The 16,394-nt window shown below is 64.6% G+C and carries 17 protein-coding genes; 8 read left to right on the plus strand and 9 right to left on the minus strand.

Annotation, left to right across the window (positions count from 1 at the left end):
• A complete protein-coding gene (locus AWY79_RS04575; protein WP_066800914.1) occupies positions 1–1,164 on the plus strand; it encodes an ABC transporter permease in 1,164 nt (387 codons plus the stop codon).
• Between the two features lie 8 nt (positions 1,165–1,172).
• Positions 1,173–1,835 carry an ABC transporter ATP-binding protein gene (locus tag AWY79_RS04580; RefSeq protein WP_066800917.1) on the plus strand — a complete coding sequence of 221 codons (663 nt, stop codon included), beginning with the start codon at positions 1,173–1,175 and terminating at the stop codon, positions 1,833–1,835.
• A 432-nt stretch (positions 1,836–2,267) separates the two neighbouring features.
• On the opposite strand, the gene AWY79_RS19080 is transcribed toward AWY79_RS04580, so the two are convergent.
• From AWY79_RS19080 to AWY79_RS04590, 3 genes are all read right to left on the minus strand, one after another.
• Complete coding sequence (locus AWY79_RS19080; RefSeq protein WP_166671388.1) at positions 2,268–2,426, minus strand: hypothetical protein; 159 nt, start codon at positions 2,424–2,426, stop codon at positions 2,268–2,270.
• A 12-nt stretch (positions 2,427–2,438) separates the two neighbouring features.
• Positions 2,439–2,906 carry a bactofilin family protein gene (locus AWY79_RS04585; RefSeq protein WP_066800920.1) on the minus strand — a complete coding sequence of 156 codons (468 nt, stop codon included), beginning with the start codon at positions 2,904–2,906 and terminating at the stop codon, positions 2,439–2,441.
• A gap of 147 nt (positions 2,907–3,053) precedes the next feature.
• Positions 3,054–3,491: a GNAT family acetyltransferase gene (locus AWY79_RS04590; protein ID WP_066800922.1), complete on the minus strand. Its 438-nt coding sequence runs from the start codon at positions 3,489–3,491 to the stop codon at positions 3,054–3,056.
• Between the two features lie 92 nt (positions 3,492–3,583).
• Between AWY79_RS04590 and AWY79_RS04595 the strand changes: the two genes are divergently transcribed.
• The 3 genes from AWY79_RS04595 to AWY79_RS04605 all read left to right on the plus strand — a co-directional run bounded on the left by AWY79_RS04595 (position 3,584) and on the right by AWY79_RS04605 (position 6,988).
• Positions 3,584–4,255 carry a D-lyxose/D-mannose family sugar isomerase gene (locus tag AWY79_RS04595; protein WP_066800924.1) on the plus strand — a complete coding sequence of 224 codons (672 nt, stop codon included), beginning with the start codon at positions 3,584–3,586 and terminating at the stop codon, positions 4,253–4,255.
• 267 nt (positions 4,256–4,522) lie between these two features.
• A complete protein-coding gene (gene serB, locus AWY79_RS04600) occupies positions 4,523–5,731 on the plus strand; it encodes a phosphoserine phosphatase SerB (RefSeq protein WP_066800926.1) in 1,209 nt (402 codons plus the stop codon).
• A 126-nt stretch (positions 5,732–5,857) separates the two neighbouring features.
• On the plus strand, positions 5,858–6,988 hold the full coding sequence (locus AWY79_RS04605) for an AI-2E family transporter (protein WP_066800929.1): 1,131 nt from the start codon (positions 5,858–5,860) through the stop codon (positions 6,986–6,988).
• Between the two features lie 16 nt (positions 6,989–7,004).
• Here AWY79_RS04605 and AWY79_RS04610 read toward each other — a convergent pair whose 3' ends face one another.
• From AWY79_RS04610 to hflK, 6 genes are all read right to left on the minus strand, one after another.
• Complete coding sequence (locus tag AWY79_RS04610; RefSeq protein WP_066800932.1) at positions 7,005–8,414, minus strand: sensor histidine kinase; 1,410 nt, start codon at positions 8,412–8,414, stop codon at positions 7,005–7,007.
• A gap of 610 nt (positions 8,415–9,024) precedes the next feature.
• Positions 9,025–9,996, minus strand: coding sequence for a hypothetical protein (locus AWY79_RS04615; RefSeq protein WP_066800935.1), 972 nt, complete (start codon positions 9,994–9,996; stop codon positions 9,025–9,027).
• A gap of 5 nt (positions 9,997–10,001) precedes the next feature.
• Positions 10,002–10,889, minus strand: a complete 888-nt coding sequence (panB, locus tag AWY79_RS04620; RefSeq protein WP_066800937.1) for a 3-methyl-2-oxobutanoate hydroxymethyltransferase — start codon at positions 10,887–10,889, stop codon at positions 10,002–10,004.
• Between the two features lie 131 nt (positions 10,890–11,020).
• Positions 11,021–11,743, minus strand: a complete 723-nt coding sequence (locus tag AWY79_RS04625) for a LexA family transcriptional regulator (RefSeq protein ID WP_066800940.1) — start codon at positions 11,741–11,743, stop codon at positions 11,021–11,023.
• A 287-nt stretch (positions 11,744–12,030) separates the two neighbouring features.
• Positions 12,031–12,882 (minus strand): protease modulator HflC, encoded by an 852-nt coding sequence (gene hflC, locus AWY79_RS04630; RefSeq protein WP_066800943.1) that lies wholly within the window; start codon positions 12,880–12,882, stop codon positions 12,031–12,033.
• 12 nt (positions 12,883–12,894) lie between these two features.
• A complete protein-coding gene (gene hflK, locus AWY79_RS04635; protein ID WP_066800946.1) occupies positions 12,895–13,965 on the minus strand; it encodes an FtsH protease activity modulator HflK in 1,071 nt (356 codons plus the stop codon).
• Positions 13,966–13,986: 21 nt separating this feature from the next.
• On the opposite strand from hflK, the gene AWY79_RS04640 reads away from it, so the two are divergent.
• The 3 genes from AWY79_RS04640 to AWY79_RS04650 are packed head-to-tail and all read left to right on the plus strand — an operon-like array spanning position 13,987 to position 16,360.
• Positions 13,987–14,544, plus strand: a complete 558-nt coding sequence (locus AWY79_RS04640; protein WP_233491002.1) for a YkgJ family cysteine cluster protein — start codon at positions 13,987–13,989, stop codon at positions 14,542–14,544.
• Positions 14,544–15,632 carry an efflux RND transporter periplasmic adaptor subunit gene (locus AWY79_RS04645; protein ID WP_078063616.1) on the plus strand — a complete coding sequence of 363 codons (1,089 nt, stop codon included), beginning with the start codon at positions 14,544–14,546 and terminating at the stop codon, positions 15,630–15,632. Before AWY79_RS04640 ends, AWY79_RS04645 begins: the two co-directional genes overlap by 1 nt.
• On the plus strand, positions 15,632–16,360 hold the full coding sequence (locus AWY79_RS04650; protein ID WP_066800962.1) for an ABC transporter ATP-binding protein: 729 nt from the start codon (positions 15,632–15,634) through the stop codon (positions 16,358–16,360). Before AWY79_RS04645 ends, AWY79_RS04650 begins: the two co-directional genes overlap by 1 nt.
• The last annotated feature ends 34 nt before the right edge of the window (positions 16,361–16,394 follow it).

The following is a 16,394-nucleotide window of genomic DNA, read 5'->3' on the forward strand; positions in this document are numbered from 1 at the left end:
ATGAACATCCTGACCATTCCGCTCAGGAACATCCGCCGGAAATGGGTCAAGACCCTGCTCCTGCTGCTGGTCTTCACCCTGGGCGTGACCTCCATCGTGTCCCTGAACTACGTCTCCAGCGTGGTGGGCGACTCCCTTGAGAAGAAGCTCACCGCCTACGGCGCGAACATCCTGATCATGCCCCAAAGCGAAAAGCTGACCGTGAGCTACGGCGGCTTCGCCATGGGGGACATGGCGCTCGGCGTGCACGACCTGGACGAAACCCTGGTGGCCGAGCGGGTCGCGGGGATCGAGCTTCGGGAGCGCATCGCCGTGGTCGCGCCCAAGCTGGTGGCCATGGCCAAGGCGGGCGACACCGCCGTGGGCGTGGTCGGCGTGCGCTGGGACCGGGAGAAGATCCTCAAGGGCTACTGGGCCGTGAACGGCGCTTTCCCGGAAGCCGAAAACGGCGTGCTGGTCGGGGCCAAGGCCGCCGCCAACCTGGGGCTGGTCCCCGGCTCGGACCTGACCCTGAACGACGTACCCGTGCGCGTGGCGGGCGTGCTCATGCCCACCGGCTCGGACGACGACTCGGTGATCTTCGCGTCCATGGACTTCGCCCAGGCGCACTTCGGTTCGCCGGGCCGGGTCAGCTTCGTGGAGGTCGCGGCCCTGTGCGCGGGCTGCCCCATCGACGAGATCGTGGCCGAGCTGCAAAAGGCGCTGCCCGGCACGGACATCCAGGCGCTGCAGTCCATCGTCAAGCAGCGCATGTACTCGGTGAACTTCGTCAAGGACCTCATCCTGACCGTGTCCCTGGTCATCCTGTTCATCGCCTGCTGCATGGTCGGCGTGACCATGCTCGCCTCGGTCAACGAGCGGATCAAGGAGATCGGCCTGATGCGTTCCCTCGGTTTTGCCAGATCGGGCGTGTTCGCCATCTTCTGCTTCGAGGCCGTGGTCATCGGCCTGGTGGCGGGTGCGGCGGGGTATGCGGCGGGCTACGGCCTGAGCCTCAAGGTCCTGGCCCTGCTCGACATGGCCAAGGACGCGACGCTCGTCTTCAACCCTGGCCACATGGCCCTGACCGGGCTGCTCATCGTGGCCGTGTCCGTGCTGTCCGCGTTCTTCCCGGCCTGGAAGGCCGCGTCCGTGGAACCGTCCGAAGCCCTCATATCCCTGTAGGAGTGATCATGTTCGAAGCCAGAAACATCACCAAGACCTTCCGGTCCGAAGGGTTGGAGTCCCGCGTCCTGTGCGGGGCCGACCTGACCGTGGAGCCGGGCGAGTTCGTGTCCATCGTGGGCCGTTCCGGGTCCGGCAAGACCACCTTCCTGAACATCCTGTCCACGCTCCTGGCCCCGGACGGGGGCGAGCTGCTCTACCGTGGCGAGGACGTCACCAACTTCTCCCGCGCCCGGCTCAACGAGCTCAGGAGCCGGGACTTCGCCGTGATCTTCCAGTTCCATCACCTGCTGCCGTATCTCTCGGCGCGCGAGAACGTGCTCCTGCCCTACATGCAGGGCGTGCGGCCCGTGACCGCCGAGCAGCGCAAGCGGGCCGACGCCTGCCTGGAGCGGGTGGGGCTGTCCGGCAAGGGCGACAAGCTGCCCGGCCACCTGTCCGGCGGCGAGCAGCAGCGGGTGGCCATCGCCCGCGCCCTGGTCAAGGAGTCCGCGCTGTTGTTCGCGGACGAGCCCACCGGCAACCTGGACAAGGCGACCGGCGAGTCGATCATGGAGTTGCTGGGGGATTTGAAGGGGGATGGGTTGTCCATCGTCATGGTCACGCACGACGGGGAGTACGCCGCGAGGGCGGACAGGATGGTGACCATGGTGGAGGGGAGAGTGGCTTAGTCCTTTTTTTAGAGCCGTCGCTGGCGCTCCTCCAAGTTTCGAACAGCCCTCCCGGCGGGGTTCTTTCTTTTGTTGGGCCAAAAGAAAGAACCAAAGAAAAGGCCCTGGGGGGACATCCCCGCCCGAAGTTTGGCCGCTGAGAATCCGATTCGCTCGGGACGGCTCCATCCGATCAAAAGTAGAGTGCGTGCCTCCACGGGAACGCCCCTTCTATGGGATGCCGCCGGGCCACGGGAGCGGAGCCGCCGCCCCTTCGCGGTCGGCTTCTAGGCGGCCAGAACAGGGCTCGCTCTCTGCGGCTTGGCGGAACAACGTGCGAAGGAAGAGGGCCTTCGGGCCTGATGGCGGGGGAGGGTGCCGCTGTGAAGGGGCAAAACAAAAGGGCCGCTCCGGTTTGGGAGCGGCCCTTTGTCGTCGGCTTGGTCGGGCCGATTATTTCTTTTCTTTTTCGGGTTTGGCCTCACGGATGTAGGCCAGGCCGTCGGTCAGAGAGCGAATGTGGCACTGCATGACCAGCTCCACCTCGCGCTTCTTCTCGGCGGTGAAGGCGACGTATTCCGCGCCTTTGTTTTCGATGACCAGTTCAAACATGTCGTACCTCCGTTACGCTCCGGTGTCGTCGGAGCCGGTCTTGGCGACCTCGGGTTCCCTGGCGGCCGTCTTGGATTGGCCGCCGAAATTTGCGGACACGACCTTGGGGTTGGCGGCAACGCCCTCGCCCCTGGTCATGTTGATGGTCCCTTCGACCACGGCGCCCTTTTCCACGACAAGCACCGGGGTGTCAAGGCTTCCCTTGAGGACGCTCGTTTTTTCGAACACGGCCTTTTCCTTGACGTGGACGTCGCCGCGGATCTCGCCGCAGGAGGTCAACTGCCCCACGCGCACCACGCCTTCGATATACGCCTTGCGGCCGAGGATCAGATTGCCGTCGGTGGTGATTTCACCCTCGTACCGCCCGTCGATGCGGACCGTGCCGACAAACTCGAGCTTGCCCCGGTATTCTGTCCCGACGCCCAGGAAGGCGTTCAGCTCGGAATTTTCTTTGGTATTCTTGCTGGAAAACAGTCCCATCTCATGTTCCTCGCGCGTTCCGGGGGGTGCATAGGGACGACCCCCCGCTTCAGGTCAAAACAGCAGAGCAGGGTTCTCCTATATACCCGGTGGCAGTGGAGCGCCACTTTTTTTTGGCCCGGGAAATACGGGCCGGGGCGAAACCGGCTAGTCCAGCCGCCTGCCCATGGAGAGGCGCGGCTCCACGGTAAAGCCGTTGGCCTCGTAGAAACGGCGCACGGTCTCGTTGGACTCCAGGATCTGGAGGTTGACCTTGACGCAGCCCAGGGCCTTGAGCTCGGCCAGGGCGCGGTCCAGCAGCCGGGTTCCCAGCCTCCGGCCCCGCTGGTCCGGGTGCACGGCCAGGGAGTATATCCAGCCCCGGTGGCCGTCGTACCCGGCCATGATTGTCCCGACCACCAGGCCCGACTCCACACCGCCCGCTTCGGCCACCCAGAAGAGGCGGTCGCGGGCGACCTTGGCGTCGATGACGAACCCCGGCTCGTTGTAGTCGGCGGGGTAGCCGAACACGGCGCGCCACAGGGCGGTCACGCCGTCCCGGTGGCGGTCCTCGAAGGGCAGAATGGCGGGATGGTTATCGGTCATGGGCGCAGTCTGCCCCGGACCGGTCCCGGTGTCCAGGTTTGGTGGTGCCGGAACCGCTTGACGGGTCCTACCCGCTCACCTAGAAGGGTGGCATGAAACGCAGCGAAATCAACGCACTCATCCGCGACGCCAAGGAGTTCTTCGGTTCCTTCAAATTCGCCCTGCCGCCCTGGGCCTTCTGGGGTCCCGAACAGTGGAAGGGCAAGGGCGGGTCCGAGGTGGTGGCCAACCAGCTCGGCTGGGACCTGACCGATTACGGCGCGGGCGATTTCGAGCGGCGCGGGCTGATCCTGTTCACCATCCGCAACGGCAACCTGGCCGCCGGACATCCCAAGAAATATGCGGAAAAGATCATGATCGTCCGCGAGAACCAGATCTGCCCCATGCATTTCCACTGGTCCAAGACCGAGGACATCATCAACCGGGGCGGCGGCAACCTGGTCATCGAGCTGTACGGCTCCACCCCGTCCGAAGAGCTGGGCGCGGAACCCCTGGCCGTGTCCGTGGACGGCTTCACCCGCATCGTCCAGCCCGGCGGCAAGGTCGTCCTCACCCCGGGCGAATCCATCTTCCTGGAGCAGGGCATGTACCACCGCTTCTACGGCGAACCCGGCAAGGGCAAGGTCCTGGTGGGCGAGGTCTCGTCGGTCAACGACGACAACACCGACAACCGCTTCCACCAACCCCAGGCCCGCTTCCCCGAAATCGAAGAGGACGAGCCGCCCCTGCACCTCCTGTGCACGGACTACCCGAACTACGTGTAGCATTCCGTGCCGCGGGACGGGAAAAGGCCGCTTTCGGGCGGCTTTTTTTTGTTGTCGCGGGGTGGGTTGCCGCTGTTCGGCGAGGCGGAACCCGAAGGATTCCACAACGGCCATGGCGGGGGGACAGAAGGCGGCGCAGGGCCTCGCGGGCGGATTCCTCCCTCCAAAAAAGCGGGGCGGGCGCGGCCCGCATTCCCCCTCCCCCGCACGGTTTACTGCCGCCCCAATATATGAGAAGGTCCGCCCAAGTTCTCACGGGGGTTATCCATGGAAAAGATCATACTGGTACACGTGACCGGCGGCGACCGCCCCGGCCTGACTTCCGAACTCTCTGGCGTGCTCGCGGGCTACGACGTGGACGTCCTCGACATCGGCCAGGTGGTCATCCACAACTTCCTGACGCTCGGCATCCTCATCCGCCTTCCGGCCAACTCCCAGCCCGTGCTCAAGGACCTGCTCTTCAAGGCCCACGAGCTGGGCGTGACCATGCGGCTGCATCCCCTGGCCGAGGAGAACTACACCTCCTGGGTGGGCGAGGCGCACAAGCCCCGGTTCATCATCACGCTGCTGGCCCGTTCGGTCTCCTCGGGCCAGATCGCGGCCATCACCAAGGTCGTCTCGGACTGCGGGCTGAACATCGAGACCATCCACCGGCTGTCCGGGCGCGTGCCGCTCGACTGCAACGACTACGAGTGCTCGCGCGGCTGCGTGGAGTTCACCGTGCGCGGCACCCCCACGGACGTGGCCGAGATCCGCTCCCGCTTCCTCCAGATCTCCTCGGAGCTGATGGTCGACATCGCCTTCCAGGAGGACAACATCTTCCGCCGCAACCGCAGGCTGGTGGCCTTCGACATGGACTCCACCCTGATCCAGGCCGAGGTCATCGACGAGCTGGCCAAGGAGGCGGGCGTGGGCGACCAGGTGGCGGCCATCACCGAGGCGGCCATGCGCGGCGAGCTGGACTTCAAGCAGTCCCTGCGCAAGCGCCTCTCCCTGCTCGAAGGGCTGGACGAGTCAGTGCTCAAGAAGGTGGCCGCCCGGCTGCCCATGTCCGAGGGCGCGGAAAAGCTCATCTCCAACCTCAAGAACGTGGGCTACAAGATCGCCATCCTGTCCGGCGGGTTCACCTATTTCGGCGACATCCTGAAGCGCAAGTACGGCATCGACTACGTCTACGCCAACGAGCTGGAGATCAGGGACGGCAAGCTCACGGGCAAGGCCCTGGGCGACATCGTGGACGCCGAGAAGAAGGCCGAGCTGCTCCAGTCCATCGCGGACCAGGAGTCCATCTCGTTGCAGCAGGTCATCGCCGTGGGCGACGGGGCCAACGACCTGCCCATGCTCAACCTTGCGGGGCTGGGCATCGCCTTCCACGCCAAACCCAAGGTCAAGGAGGGCGCGCGGCAGTCCATCTCCACCCTGGGGCTGGACGCCATCCTCTTCCTGCTGGGCATGCGCGCCCGCGAAGTGCTCTAGCGCACGCTCCCCTGCGACCTTTTTGAACGCCTGCCGCTCCGGCGACAGGCGTTCCTTTTTGTGCGGCTTCACAAAAGGGGGATATGCACGTAAGGAATGGGGAACCTTGAAACCTTTGGAGGGAGCATGTTCGAGAGCGGCAAGCCGTATACCCTGGATTCCGTGGTCAGGATGGTCCTGGGAGCAGGGTTTTTCGTGGGCATGGTCTGGCTGCTGGGCTACCTGTCCGGCGTGCTCGTGCCGTTCGTGGCCGCGCTGCTGGTGGCCTACCTGCTCAACCCCCTGACCAGCCGCATCCAGCGGCTGGTGCGCAGCCGGGGCGTGGCCGTGCTCCTGACCATGCTGCTCGTGACCCTGGCCGGCGCCGGGGTAATCCTCCTGCTCGTTCCCATGATGGTCAACGAGTTCTCGCACATGGGCCAGGTCCTGTCGCGGATGGTCTCGAACACCGAGCTGGCGGACAAGGTGGCGGCGCATCTGCCGCCCGACCTCTGGAACTGGGTGCGCGAGACCGTGCAGTCGCCCGAGGTCCGCGACCTGTTCACGGCCCAGGGCGCGCTCAATGCGGTCAAGACCGTGGCGGGCAACGTGGTGCCGGGCATCCGGGGCGTGGCCGTAGGAGCCATCAACGCGGCGACCGGGGTGTTCGGCCTGTTCGTCATCCTGCTCTACGTGATCTTCCTGCTGGCCGATTTCGGGCGCATCAAGGCGGGCTGGCAGGACTACCTGCCCGACGAGTACCGCCAGGGCGTGACCGATTTCGTGGCCGAGTTCGAAAAGACCATGGGGCTGTATTTCCGGGGCCAGATCATCGTCTGCCTGCTGGTGGGGGTGCTCATGTCCTTTGGGTTCGTGCTCATCGGCCTGCCCCTCGGGCTGGTCATGGGCATGCTCATCGGCATCCTGAACATCGCCCCGTACCTGGGCGCGGTGGGCGCGGTGCCGGTTCTGCTCCTGGCCGGGCTGGACTCCCTGGAGGCGGGCGAGTCCGTGTGGGTGGGCATCGGCCTGGCCGTGGCGGTCATGGCCGTGGTCCAGGTCATCCAGGACGCGGTCCTGGTCCCCCGCATCCAGGGCGAGAGCCTGGGCCTCTCCCCGTGGCTGATCCTTCTGTCCCTGTCCGTTTGGGGCAGGCTCCTGGGGTTCCTGGGCCTGCTCATCGCCCTGCCCATGACCTGCCTGTGCCTCTCCTGGTACCGCAGGCTCCTGGCCAAGCGCGCCGAGACGCGGGAGGAACTCCCCCCGGCAAGGGAATAGCCGGGGCGGCCGCCGATCAGGCGTGTTCGTAGGGGAGCACGAGGTAGAATTCGTTGCCGTTGGCGGCGTGGGAGTAGCCGACCTTGCCTCCGTGCAGCTCCACCACCTGGCGGACGAAGTAGAGGCCGCGGCCGGTGCCGGACTCGCGGGCCACGTTGGTCGCGCGGAAGCCGGGCTTGAAGACCTCCATGGGGTCGTCGAGGTCCAGCGGGTTGCCCGATGAGGTGACCCAGATGCGGATGCCCGGCTTGCCGGGTCCGAAGTAGTCGTTCAGGATTTTCCAGCCGCAGAACACGAACCGCCCCTTTCGCCCGTCGCGGACCACCTTCTCGGTGTATTTCAGGGCGTTGGACAGCAGGTTCTCCAGCACCTGGGAGATCAGGCCCCGGTCCAGGATGACCCGGATGACCTGCTCCTCGTCGCCTTCCCCGTCCACCTCGACCTCGATCCCGCGCTCCTCGAAGCGCAGCCGGAACCGTTCCAGCGCCGGGTCGATGACCGTGGTGCGCAGATTCACGTCGCGCTTGTCCAGCACGTACCGCCCCTCCTCGAAGTGCCGCCGCCGAAGCAGGGTCTCCAGGAACATGGAGGTGGACTCGTAGTGGCTGTATATCTCCTGGTACTGGGCCTCGATGCCCCCGGCGATCTCGGCCAGCCGGTTGCCCTCGCGCACGTAATCCTCCCCCTCGCATTGGCGCAACATCTCCAGCACCCGGCCGGTGGTCAGGTGCAGCTCCTCGATCTTGCGCTTGAGCCGGTTGAAATAGAGCTTGAAGTACATGTTGGGCACGATGACGTTGTGGCCGATGTCCTGGACCATGGACTTGATGAACGCGATGTGCTCGCGGTTGCGGGCGCGGATGATCCTGTGATGGAGCTGGTAGCCCACGCGGTTGACGTATTTCTCGAGAAACAGGCGGGCGTGGCCGGGCATGTCGGCGCAGGGGCGTATGACGAAGCTGCCCAGGATGTTGTGGGGCGGCACAAAGGCAAGCATGTCCGCGTATTCCGGGTTGCCGGGGATGGGGATGTACAGCTCCTCGCCCTGGACGGTGAGCCGCTGGTTCATCTCCTCGCCCCAGGGCCGGGTCGACGCCAGGTCGCACCTGCCGGTGGAGCAGGCGGCCAGGGAGAAGGTCTCCTCGTCCTCCAGGATGTACAGGGTGGACTCCAGCCCGAACAGCGCGCGGGGAATGGCCATGCAGATGGCGTAGAACATTTCGCGCCCGCGCAGCTCCTGGGCCAGCTCAAAGAAGATGTTCAGGGCCAGGATCTGGCGTCGGGAGAAGTCGTACCCGTCGTAGTCGAGGAGCTTGGCCTCGACCCGGTGAACCGCGTAGGCGAGTCGCTCCTCGCCGGAAAGGCCGATGAGCGGGTCGGTTTCTGCGGTTCCCCCCGCGGGCTGTTCCCTGTCGAAATCGTTCATACGCCTCTCTTCCGGTTCAGTTGGAGGGGCAATTCCCGCCTGTTATACGCGGTCGTCGGGTTTCTGACAAGGAAAGGCGGCAGGAGGATGCCGAAGGGCGCAGAAAGGCGAAAGGGCCGCGGTTGCGGCCCTTTCTGGGGTTAGAGGTCTGCTTTTGAGGAGGGGTTGAGGTTAGAAACTGCTTTTCAAGGGAGGTATGGTATGTGCGCTATGGCCGGGCTACCTGCTCCGCATTTTCCGGACGGGATGGGGGGTTGTCGTCCGGGCTGGAACGGGGACCCGGGCCGTAAGGCCGAAATTCGCCCCACCTTCTTCCCGGACGCCGGGGGCGGCGTCCGGGTCGGTGAGGAGGGACCGCCGTAACAAAACGACGGCCAGGATGATGAGAGTGACAGTAACTGCATCAATCATGACTTGCTTTAAGCATAGGGCGTGCCAAACATTCATAATAAATTATTTCAGCATGATAAGGGTTTGTTGCAGGCGCAACATTTGTGCAATGTGATGTGTATTGCACAAGCAGATGTGCACATCTGCACAAAAAAACGGGTGAAGCGAAGGGGTTGTCGGGCGGGCCGAGGTACGCCTTTCATCCGGGCGCCGGGAAGGATCAGGCCGCGATCAGGGCATAGGCCGCGCCGACCAGGGCGATGGTCAGGCAGCGCAGGAGCTGGTTGTAGAGGATCAGCTTGAAGGCCATGCGCGGGCGGAAGATGCCCGCGTAGTAGGGGAACTGGTGGCGGAACGCGCGCACCGGCGAGGAGAGCACGTTGCCGAGCATGAGCGCCAGGATGACCTGGGTCTGGGTCAGGGCCGTGTCCGCTATGAGCGCGCTGGCCACGGCCAGCCCGGCGGTGAACTCGGCGGCCATGTGGAAGGCCACGATGGACAGCGCCTCGGGCGGGAGAAAGGTGAACAGGCCCGCCCCGCCGGCCATGAACGACTCCAGCCAGGCGAACAGGCCGAGCTGCTTGAGCACGAAGAACATGGTGTAGATGGGGCAGGTCAGGTACAGCACCTTGGGCAGCCGTTTCTTGAACCGCTTCCAGGTCTTCAGGAGGGCCGAGCGGGTGTCGCGCTTCTCCTCCATTTCCTTCAGGCGGCAGGGGAGGCACCCTTCGGTCAGCGGCGGGAGCAGGAACTTGCCCGCGAAGACGATGGCCATGGTCCGGATCACGGCCGCGAAGGCGGTCAGGCCGACGTAGGTCGCAGCCGCCGCGCCGATGAACGGTGCGGCGATGAAGAAGATGGTCGGCAGGTGCAGGAAATAGGTGGGCAGGGAGTTGAACAGGTTGGACAGGATCAGCTCGCGGTCCGAGATGATATCCTTCTCATGGGCCTCGGAGAGCATGGTGTTGGCCGTGATCCCGGAGAAGAAGGCCATGGTGAACGAGGCGGCGGATACGTCCTTGAGCCGCGCACGGCGGGCCAGGGGATCGGCCAGTTTGGCGGCGTAGCGGGTCCATTGCAGGGACTCGATGAGGTTGCCCACCAGGAGGCCGACGGAGATGAAGAAGGTCAGCCTGATGAGCGGCCAGAACAGGCCGTTCCACAGGACCGGCCAGGAGAGGTCCAGTTCCATACTGTCTATTTCTTTTTGGTTTTGACCTTGATCTTGCGGACCTGGGCGACCTCGCCCTCGGGCATGTAGAAGGTGTTCTTGTCGCCGGGGAAGGTGGTGCGCCTGACCTCGGCGCAGTAGGTCTCGATGGCCTCGCGGGAGGCCTCGCCCAGCTCGGCGAAGCGGCGCACGAACTTGGGGGTGAAGCGGTCGAAGAGGCCGAGCACGTCGTGGTAGACCAGGACCTGGCCGTCGGTCACGTTGCCCGCGCCGATGCCGATGGTCGGGATGGTCAGGGCGTCGGTGATCAGTGCGGCGACCTCCACCGGGATGGCCTCCAGGACCACGGCGAACGCGCCAGCGGCTTCGACGGCCTGGGCATCCTCGATGAGCGCGCGGGCGGCGTCCGCGGACTTGCCCTGGGCCTTGAACCCGCCGAATTTGGCCACGTGCTGCGGGGTCAGCCCAACGTGGGCCATGACCGGGACGCCCGCTGCCGTCAGGGCCTCGATCTGCGGGACCACGGGCAGGCCGCCCTCCAGCTTGACCGCCTTGGCCCGGCCTTCGGCCATGAGCCTGCCCCCGTTCTTCAGGGCCAGGTCCACGGTGGCGTAGGACATGAACGGCATGTCGCCCACCAGCAGGGCGCGCTTCACGCCCCGGCTGGCGGCCAGGGTATGGTGGACCATCTGGTCCATGGTCACGGACAGGGTGTCCTCCATGCCGAGCACGACCATGGCCAGGGAGTCGCCCACCAGGACGACGTCCACGCCCGCCTGGTCCGAGATCAGCGCGGACGGGTAGTCGTAGGCGGTCATGCAGCAGATCTTGTCGCCGCCCTTCATGGCCTGGATGTCGGGGGCGGTGAGGGGCTTGGCCTGTGCCGCAGCGGGGGAGGTCTTCTTGGTGCTCATGGCCGGGAGAGTAGGGCCGCTTGGGCTCCCAAGTCAAGGTTTCTCGCCCTTGGCCCCGGTCCGGCGGGGAGGGAACGGAAAAGGGCCGCCCGTTGCCGGACGGCCCTTCAAGTGACTCGTGTCTCCCCGGTCTACATGGGGGCGAGGTTCTGCAGCACCCAGATGACCCGGCCCACGGTGCGGGCGTTCATCTCCGAGGCGGGGATGGTCAGGTCGGAGTACTGGCCGTTGTCGGCCTTGAGCAGGAAGTTGTCTCCCTGGTGGAAGACCCGGCGGATGGTCAGTCCCTGGTGGGGGAAGTGGACCGCGCACAGGTCGCCGTCGGGGTGTTCGGTCTGGTCGCGGTCGATGCCCACGAAGGCGCCGCGGGTGATGACCGGGTCCATGCTCGCGGAATCGACCTTCACCACCAGCAGCCTGGGACGGCAGAAGGACTCGGGCACGGACAGCTCTTCAATGGACTTGGGCTCCCATTCCTCGGCGTCCTTGTCGGCGCCGGCCATGGTGGAGACGGGCACCACGCGGCCGCGGGAATTCATGCGGCCATAGGGGGCCGGGGTCTCGCGGAGCAGGGTATCGGCGGGCACCTTGGCCTTGTCGGCGTTGATGTACACCGGCTCGACGCCTTCGGACAGCCAGTCCGGGTCCAGTCCGTGGCTGCGGTAGAGTTTCAGAAACCAGTCAGCGGGGATCGAACAACGGCGCTTGGCGTCGGAAATACTCGACTGACGAACGTCCAGTACCTCGGCAAGTTGGACCTGGGTGCGCGCCCCGGTCGCCTTCTTGATACGCTCAAGGGCTTCTTCGAACCACTTGAGCTGCGCCTCGTCGCATCTCCGTTTCTTCTTGGGCATGTTTGCTCCTTGAAAGGGTGCAGAGGGCCTGCGCGTATGCCGCCCCTATGATCGGGATAACGGCCATACGGCATGCCTTCCATTATATTTTTTCCAATGGGGAAAAGGTTCCCCTATACCGAATACGCTCGGTTCCGCCAGGACAATTCCGCAATCGGGAAAATCTCCCGGAGACTTTGGGAGAATATCCCGATAATGTCAATAATATCGTTTAGGGAAATTTTTGGCAAAAGAAAAGGATGTGGTCTACATGTGACCACATCCTCATCCGAATAACGTATAGCGGATTACTTCAGGTGTTTCAGGAAGGGGCTCTCCGGGGTCATAATGAACCGGGAGTTTTTCTCGAAGCCGCGCTTGTATGCATCCAGGCTGCGGGTGAATTCGTAGAATTCCGGGGAACGGCTCAGGGCGTCCGCATAGACCTTCGTGGCCTGTCCGTCGCCTTCGCCGCGGATGATCTCGGCCTGCTTTTCCGCGTCGGCCAGGATGACCGCCCGGTCCTTGTCGGCCGTGGCCTTGATCTTGGCCGAGGCCTCCAGACCTTCGGAACGGTACTGCTTGGCCTGCCGCTCGCGCTCGGCCTTCATGCGGCCGTAGATGGAGCGGGCGTTCTCCGCGGGCAGGTCCGTGCGCTTGATGCGCACGTCCAGAACCTCGATGCCGTAGGGCTGGAGCAGCTCCTTGGAGCGCAGGGTGACCGCGTCCATGATCTCCTGCCGCTTGTGCGAAACGACCTCGATCAGGGTGTAGCGGCCCAGCGCCACGCGCAGCTGGGAGCGGACGATGTCGTCCAGCCGGGCGCGCGCGCCCTGGATGGTGCGGACCTTGGTGTAGAAGGTCAGGGGATCGGTGATGCGCCACTTGGTGTATGAGTCCACGTTCATGTACTTCTTGTCCGTGGTGGTGATCTCCTCGGGCTTGGCGTCGAAGTCCAGGATACGCGCGTCGAAAAAGACCACGTTCTGGACCAGGGGGAGCTTGAAGTGCAGGCCGGGACCGAGCGACTTGTCGCCCACCGGGCGGCCGAGCTGAATGACGATGGCCTGTTGGGTCTGGTCCACGGTGAATGCCGCGGAGGTCAGGACCAGGGCGCCGAGCACGATGCCGACGCCGAGAAGGATGGTGGTTTTCTTCATGTCCGGTCCTCCTTACTGCGCCGGCTTGGGTTCGGGCTGCCGGGGCAGCTTGTCCAGGGGCAGGTAGGGAACGGATTGCCTGAGGGCGTCCCTCGACATGATCAGCTTCTCCGCGTCCGGGTTGGACAGGATTTCTTCCATGGTCTCCAGGTACAGCCGCTCGCGGGTGATGTCCTTGGCCTTGTTGTACTCGGTCAGCACGGACAGGAACCGGGCCGCGTCGCCCTCGGCCTTGCGGACCTTGGTCTCCTTGTAGGCACGGGCGATGTTGATGATGTGGGCCGCCTCGCCGCGCGCCTTGGGCAGGACGTCGCGCTGGTAGGCCTCGGCCTCGTTGATGAAGCGGCTCTTGTCCTCGCGGGCGGAGGCAACGTCCTTGAACGCCTCGATGACCTCGTCCGGCGGATGCACGTTCTGCATCTGCACGGCCACCACCGAAAGGCCGGTGTTGTAGCTGTCCAGGATGCGCTGCATCAGGTCGCGGGTCTGGACCTGGATTTCCTGCTTGCCGGTGGTCAGAGCGTCGTCGATGCGGCCGTTGCCGATGACTTCGCGCATGGCCGCCTCGCCCGCATGGGCCAGGGTCTGTTCGGGGTCGTTGACGTTGAACAGGTAATTTTTTGCATCTTTTATCATGTACTGGACGATAAACTGAACGGAGACGATGTTCTCGTCGCCGGTGAGCATCAGGGATTCCTCCTTGACCTCGCGGCTGGCCCCCTGCTGGAAGGCCTGGGTCAGCGGACGGCCCACGGACCGGAAGCCGAATTCCACGCGGCGAATCTGCGTCACCTTGGGGGTGAGCACGCTTTCCACCGGATACGGGATGTGGTAGTTGGGACCCGCCGTGGTGATGCGGTTGTATTGCCCGAACTGCTTGACCACGCCGACCTCGTCGGGTTCCACGATGTAGAACCCGCTGGCAATCCAGAGGAGGACAATGATCGGAAGGACGAGTTTCCAGCCGGGCAGCTTGAATTTCTTCAGCTTGTCAAACTGCTGCTGGAAGTCGTCGAAGCTCGGCGGCTTGCCGCCGGGACGCCCCTGTTGTTGCTTTTGTAGTTTTTCCCAATCCCAGTTCATAATGACCCACAAGTAGGCACATTGCGTGAGCAGGTCAAGAAGAGCCGGAGGAAAAACCAGGATTTCAACCACGCCCGACCGGGCGCTCTCGATATGGACGTGATTCAGTTCCCCCCGCTCATAGGCCTTTTCCGCCGTTTCCGCGCCTTCGTCCTCCGCAGGGACGTGGAGGTGGTCGGCCGCTGCAACCTCTGCGGCAAATGCTGCCGCTCCATCCTGCTCAGCGACAGGGGCCGCTGGCTGCGCCGCATGTCCCGGTTCGAGCGGCTGGTGGCCGAGGCCCCGGAGCACGGCCGGTTCCGGCCCATCGGCAGGGCCGAGGACGGCCTTCTCCTCTTCGACTGCGCCATGCTCGCCGGGGACAACACCTGCTCTTGCCACGACGCCAGGCCCGCTTTATGTAGTAATTACCCGTCCAAGTCGCTATATTACAGAGGAGGACGGCTCCCGGACGACTGCGGTTACGCCTACCGGGCCGTGACCTTTCGCGACGTGCTCCTCGGGCGCAAACCGCTCAGGCCGCCGGATTTCTCCGCCCTGCTGCAACGGAAAATAGAACAAAACAAAGACGGATCGTAATGAAAAAGCTCCTCTTCATACTCATCGCCCTGCTCCTCACCGGCGGCGGGGTCTGGTACTTCACCGCGGGCCAGTCCAAGGACCGCATCAAGGTGCTCAAGACCGACACCGTCAAGCGGGGCTCCGTGGCCCGCGTGCTGGAGGCCACCGGCATCGTCAAGGCCCAGGTCGGCGCCCAGGTCAAGATCGGCGCCCAGGCCACCGGCGTGCTCGAATCCGTGCCCGTCAAGGTCGGCGACCGCGTCAAGAAGGGCGACCTCGTGGCCCGCATCGACTCCCGCGAGCTCAAGGCGCGCATCGCCGAGGCCCGCGCCAACCTCGAACTGGCCCAGGCCAAGCTCGACTACATGGAAAAGAACCTGCCGCGCAAGCGGTCCCTGGTGCAGAAGAAGCTCGAAGCCCAGGACACCCTGGACGTGGCCACCCAGGACGCACAGATCGCCCGGCACACCGTGGCCTCGGCCGAGGCCAAGCTGCGCACCCTCCAGATTCAGCTTTCCTACACCAGCATCTATTCGCCCATCGACGGCGTGGTCAGCCAGGTGGCGGCCCAGGAGGGCGAGACCGTGGTCTCCGGCCTGTCCGTGTCCAACCTGATCACCGTGCTCGAACCGGACAAGCTCGAAATGTGGATCTACGTGGACGAGACCGACGTGGGCCGGGTCAAGGCCGGGCTGCCCGTGCGCTACACCGTGGACGCCTACCGCGACAAGGTCTTCGAGGGCGAGGTGGACCGCATCTATCCCGAACCGGAAATCCGCGACAACATCGTCTACTACCGCACCCTGGTGAAGGTCACCGCCGACCAGGCCGGGTTCCTGCGCCCGGAGATGACCACCCAGTGCAAGATCGTCGTCCAGACCAAGGACGACGTCCTGATCGTGCCCAACAACGCCCTGAAGTGGGTCAAGGACCGCCAGGTCTGCTTCCGGGTCACTGACCCCAAGCTCGAACCCGAAGAGGTCGAACCGACCCTCGGCCTGATCGGGCTCGAAACCTCCGAGGTCCTGGACGGCCTCTCCGAAGGGGACGTGGTCGCCACCCAGCTCGTGCTGCCCGGCGCCAAGGTCGGCAAGAAGGGATTGTGATGAGCGACCCCGCCATCTCCCTGACCGGGATCACCAAGACCTTCTTCCAGGGCAAACAGGACGACGAGCCCGGCATCGAGGTGCTCAAGGGAATCACCCTGGACGTGGCCCAGGGCGAGTTCGTCGCCCTTCAGGGAACCTCCGGGTCGGGCAAGTCCACCCTGCTGCACATCATCGGCCTGCTCGACCGGCCCACCGACGGACAATACCGGCTCCTGGGCCAGGACGCCGCAGGCCTCGACGACGACCACCAGTCCGACCTGCGCAACCGGGCGCTCGGCTTCGTGTTCCAGTCCTTCTACCTCATCTCCTACGCCACCGCGCTGGAAAACGTCATCCTGCCCGGCCTCTACTCCGGCAAACCGCGCAGCCGGCTCGTGGCCCGCGCCGAGGAGCTCCTCGACCGCGTCGGCCTGGCCGACCGCATGCACTTCAAGCCCTCGCGGCTGTCCGGTGGACAACAACAGCGCGTGGCCATGGCCCGCGCCCTGCTCAACGATCCCCAAATCCTCCTGGCCGACGAACCCACCGGACAGCTGGATTCCAATACCTCCGCCGAGATCATGAAACTGTTCCACGACGTGCACCGCGCCGGGCAGACTATCATCCTCGTCACCCACGACGAAGACGTGGCCGCCGAAGCCGACCGCATCATCCGGCTCCACGACGGCCGCATCGCCGAAGACGTCATGAAGAATGCCTCCGGCGGCCAGGGGGGAAACTTTTGAAAAAGTTTCCCCCCTGGACCCCCCTTCAAAACTT

Origin of the sequence: Pseudodesulfovibrio indicus (assembly GCF_001563225.1) — a bacterium.
GTDB lineage: Bacteria > Desulfobacterota > Desulfovibrionia > Desulfovibrionales > Desulfovibrionaceae > Pseudodesulfovibrio > Pseudodesulfovibrio indicus.

Coding starts and splice junctions, on each gene's coding strand:
- AWY79_RS04575 (WP_066800914.1), top strand. CDS start 1: ATGAACATCCTGACCATTCCGCTCAGGAACATCCGCCGGAAATGGGTC.
- AWY79_RS04580 (WP_066800917.1), top strand. CDS start 1,173: ATGTTCGAAGCCAGAAACATCACCAAGACCTTCCGGTCCGAAGGGTTG.
- AWY79_RS19080 (WP_166671388.1), bottom strand. CDS start 2,426: ATGTTTGAACTGGTCATCGAAAACAAAGGCGCGGAATACGTCGCCTTC.
- AWY79_RS04585 (WP_066800920.1), bottom strand. CDS start 2,906: ATGGGACTGTTTTCCAGCAAGAATACCAAAGAAAATTCCGAGCTGAAC.
- AWY79_RS04590 (WP_066800922.1), bottom strand. CDS start 3,491: ATGACCGATAACCATCCCGCCATTCTGCCCTTCGAGGACCGCCACCGG.
- AWY79_RS04595 (WP_066800924.1), top strand. CDS start 3,584: ATGAAACGCAGCGAAATCAACGCACTCATCCGCGACGCCAAGGAGTTC.
- serB (WP_066800926.1), top strand. CDS start 4,523: ATGGAAAAGATCATACTGGTACACGTGACCGGCGGCGACCGCCCCGGC.
- AWY79_RS04605 (WP_066800929.1), top strand. CDS start 5,858: ATGTTCGAGAGCGGCAAGCCGTATACCCTGGATTCCGTGGTCAGGATG.
- AWY79_RS04610 (WP_066800932.1), bottom strand. CDS start 8,414: ATGAACGATTTCGACAGGGAACAGCCCGCGGGGGGAACCGCAGAAACC.
- AWY79_RS04615 (WP_066800935.1), bottom strand. CDS start 9,996: ATGGAACTGGACCTCTCCTGGCCGGTCCTGTGGAACGGCCTGTTCTGG.
- panB (WP_066800937.1), bottom strand. CDS start 10,889: ATGAGCACCAAGAAGACCTCCCCCGCTGCGGCACAGGCCAAGCCCCTC.
- AWY79_RS04625 (WP_066800940.1), bottom strand. CDS start 11,743: ATGCCCAAGAAGAAACGGAGATGCGACGAGGCGCAGCTCAAGTGGTTC.
- hflC (WP_066800943.1), bottom strand. CDS start 12,882: ATGAAGAAAACCACCATCCTTCTCGGCGTCGGCATCGTGCTCGGCGCC.
- hflK (WP_066800946.1), bottom strand. CDS start 13,965: ATGAACTGGGATTGGGAAAAACTACAAAAGCAACAACAGGGGCGTCCC.
- AWY79_RS04645 (WP_078063616.1), top strand. CDS start 14,544: ATGAAAAAGCTCCTCTTCATACTCATCGCCCTGCTCCTCACCGGCGGC.
- AWY79_RS04650 (WP_066800962.1), top strand. CDS start 15,632: ATGAGCGACCCCGCCATCTCCCTGACCGGGATCACCAAGACCTTCTTC.